A 3068-nucleotide genomic window follows, 5' to 3' on the forward strand; every position below is an offset into this window, starting at 1 on the left:
GGTCTAGGTGGGGCGGGTCAGTGGTCCGCCGGCCCGTCGTCCGGCCGCTCGCCGAGCAGCCCCTCGCCGTCCAGCTCCTCGCCGTCACGTCCCTCGTGCGTCTCGTCGTCGTCCGGCACGCCGGTCGGCTCGTCGACGAGGGCGGCGAGGCCGTGCCAGATCTCCGCTGTGACCCGGACCGCCTCGTCCGTCTCGCCGGCCGCGCAGGCCTCGATCAGTTGGTCGTGCAGGCCCGCCGAGCGGCAGTTGCCGCCCTCGCCGAAGCGCCGGCGCTCCAGTCGGCGGATGAGCGGCGTGTAGCGGGCGATGGTGGCGGCGGCGGCGCGGTTGCCGCTGACGCGGACGAGGACGTCGTGGAGTTCGTCGTCGGCGACGAGGGCGGCGTCCACGTCGCCGGTGCGGACGGCCGCCGCGAACCGCTCGTTGGCCGAGCGCATCGTCTCGACGTCCGCCGCGAACAGCCGGGGCACGGCGGTCCGGGTGGCCAGTTCGTGCATGGCCCCGACCACGGCCGCCGCGTCCCGCACATCGGCGGCGACGACGGCCGTGACCCGGGTGTAGCTCTGCGGCTTGCTCTCCAGCAGCCCCTCGTCCACCAGCCGGGAGAAGGCCTCCCGCACCGGCGCCCGGGACAGCCCCAGCAACTCCGCGAACTCGGCGTCGCGCACCACCGCACCGGGCTCGATCTCCCCGGCCACGATGGCGTCCCGGATGGCTTGGTAGGCACGGTCCCTGAGAAGGGTGCGCCCGACCGGTCGTATGGCCTCCATGGACTGAAATGTTAGATGTCAGTACGGGACGCGAACAAGAGTGTGGCCCGCGTCCTCACTGGGACACGGGCCACACTCCCCCCGTCGATCGGCGGACCGAGGTCACTCGACCGCCCACGGCCAGTCAGCGTCCCGTGCCGCCTCCAGCAGCGGAACCATCCGGAACGCGGCGTCCGAGAGCCCACCGAAGGTGTGCCGGTTCGCCTTCCCCGAAGGGCCGTGGCCCGCCCGGTACCCGGCGAGGTTCCAGGTGTAGACGGGCACGTCGGCCGGGACCTGCGCGGTCGGGTCGCCGTAGTGGCTGTAGGTGGCCTGTTCGTCGGTGACGATCAGCACCCGGTCGTGCTTCTTGTAGTGGCGGCGGACGGCCTCGGTGGTGTCGGTGCCGCCCAGGTCGCCGAAGCGGCCGATGATCTTCAGCACGGACTCGCCCGCGCCGAACCTCACCACCCGGCTCGTGCTCCCGAACTCGACGAGATCCGCGTCGGCCGCCCGCAGCGCGAGCGCCGTGCCGAAGATCGCCGCTGCGTCCGCGTACGTCAGCGAGGAGCGGTCGGTCAGCCGCGAGGAGAACATCGAGCCCGAGCGGTCGACCAGGACCAGGGTCCGGCCGGGCAGCGCGGGCACGTTGGCCAGCGAGTGACCGAGCGCCTGCTCCAGCGGGTACGCCCAGCGCAGCGAGGGCGCGTGCCGGTACGCCGAGAGGTAGCGGAACGGGAACTGCCGCGACCGCGCGACCTCCGCAGGGTCGCTGATCCGCGCCGCCACCTGGGCCGCGACCTCGTCGGAGACGCCCGCCTCGTCGAAGTTCCGCAGGTTCCTCGTCAGGGCCATGGCACCCATGGACGGAATGACGGCCTCCCACGCCGCCTTGTCCATCGGCCCCTGCAGCCAGCCGGCCAGCGCCTCCCAGGTGATGCCCGCGTCCGCGAGCCGCTGGGCGCCCCCGGAACCGGTCACGACCCGGCGCCGCTTCGCGGGCCGCAGCTCCATCAGGTCACGGTGTGCGGCGAGCATGGGCAGCGACCTGGGAACGACGGCCGTGTCCGGGTTGTGGCGCCGGTCGAGGGCGTACTGGAACAGGTCCCCCTGCCACGGCTTGTCCGGGTCCGGCGCCGCGTGCACCAGGTTCAGGATGTCGCCGAAGCGGTAGCCCTTGGACGCGGTGTCGTACTTCAGCAGCGACTTGGGGTGGTAGAGCCGTCGTACGGCGTCGGCGACGCCCCGCTTCACGGGCTTGGGGATGGCGCGCCCGTACCGCGAGGTCCAGTAGGCGAGCAGCTCGCCGGGCTCGTCCGGGCGTCGCAGCACCGAGTCGACGATCTGGCGGTTGGTGGGCCCGTCGGTGACGCCCGCGTCGAGCCGTGCCTTCACGTACTCGGCGGCTCCCACGATCGAGGCCGTACGGAGGTTGCCCTCGCCGCGCAGCCAGCCGAGCAGGCCGGCCGTCCACACCGGGTCGGTGACGGCCAGGCGGCCCACGAGCGCGGCGAACCGGTCGTCGCGGTCCTCACCGCTCTCGTAGAAGGTCTTCTGCGCGACGAAGTTGGCGATCGACAGCAGGAACAGCTCCGAGCGCTCGTCGCGCTCACGGCCCCGGCCGCCCTCGTACGTACGGAGCACACGCCCCGTCGAGGTGACCCGCGAAGTGGGCTGCGCCTTTCCGGTCTTCGTGTTGAACCGCGCCATGATGAATTCCCCCGAATACATCGGTATTTCGGAGGGAGGCGCGGCAGAGGGAAGGTGACCGAGGTCGAATTCGGCGGCGGTGCTCATAACAGGCGCGTCTTCCGTTCCGCCACACCGACCGGAGTCGATGACGGGATTCGAACCCGCACGGGGATTCCTCCCCACCAGTTCCCGAAGTATCCGCTGCCTGCGCACCGGGCACCCACCATCTGCCGCGCCTCCCGAGATCGAATCGCACCGGGAGGTGCGTAAAGCCTTGGGTGTCCAGAGATCGAAGCCGGCGGAACCGACGTAGGTGCTCTAACCCCTGAGCTACACCGGCGAGTTGGTACCGGTGGCGGGACTCGAACCCGCGGCCGCCCCATTATGAGTGGAAGTAGGTCCTGCCTTCGCACCTGGACAGGCATCACTCTAGGAGGAGCGCCGCGGGACGGGCCAATGAATTAATTACCGCTTCTGTCGCAGGGGGCAAAGGGCAACGGGCTGAAAGCACGGGGCGCAGCCCCGGCTTTCAGGGGCGCGGGGAACTGCGCGAGAACCCCCACCGCACCCGCACCCGCACCCGCACCCGCCGACGAGACCCGCACCCCCGAGCCATCAGGCGCACCC

2 protein-coding genes are annotated in these 3068 nt (G+C 71.3%); both read right to left on the reverse strand.

Translation table 11 applies throughout. The annotated features are described in order from the left end of the window. Nucleotides 1-17: 17 nt before the first annotated feature. Entirely contained in the window at nt 18-770 is a 753-nt protein-coding gene (locus tag P1P70_RS42665; protein ID WP_413471674.1) for a GntR family transcriptional regulator, read from the reverse strand. Between the two features lie 102 nt (nt 771-872). After that, complete coding sequence (locus P1P70_RS42670) at nt 873-2459, reverse strand: TROVE domain-containing protein (protein ID WP_319247604.1); 1587 nt, start codon at nt 2457-2459, stop codon at nt 873-875. Nucleotides 2460-3068 lie beyond the last annotated feature (609 nt).

This window comes from Streptomyces sp. MB09-02B (assembly GCF_033794485.1).
In the GTDB taxonomy this organism is placed as follows: Bacteria; Actinomycetota; Actinomycetes; order Streptomycetales; family Streptomycetaceae; genus Streptomyces.

Excerpts from the sequence above, each read along its gene's own strand:
- P1P70_RS42670 (WP_319247604.1), bottom strand. The coding sequence starts at position 2,459 with ATGGCGCGGTTCAACACGAAGACCGGAAAGGCGCAGCCCACTTCGCGG.
- P1P70_RS42665 (WP_413471674.1), bottom strand. The coding sequence starts at position 770 with ATGGAGGCCATACGACCGGTCGGGCGCACCCTTCTCAGGGACCGTGCC.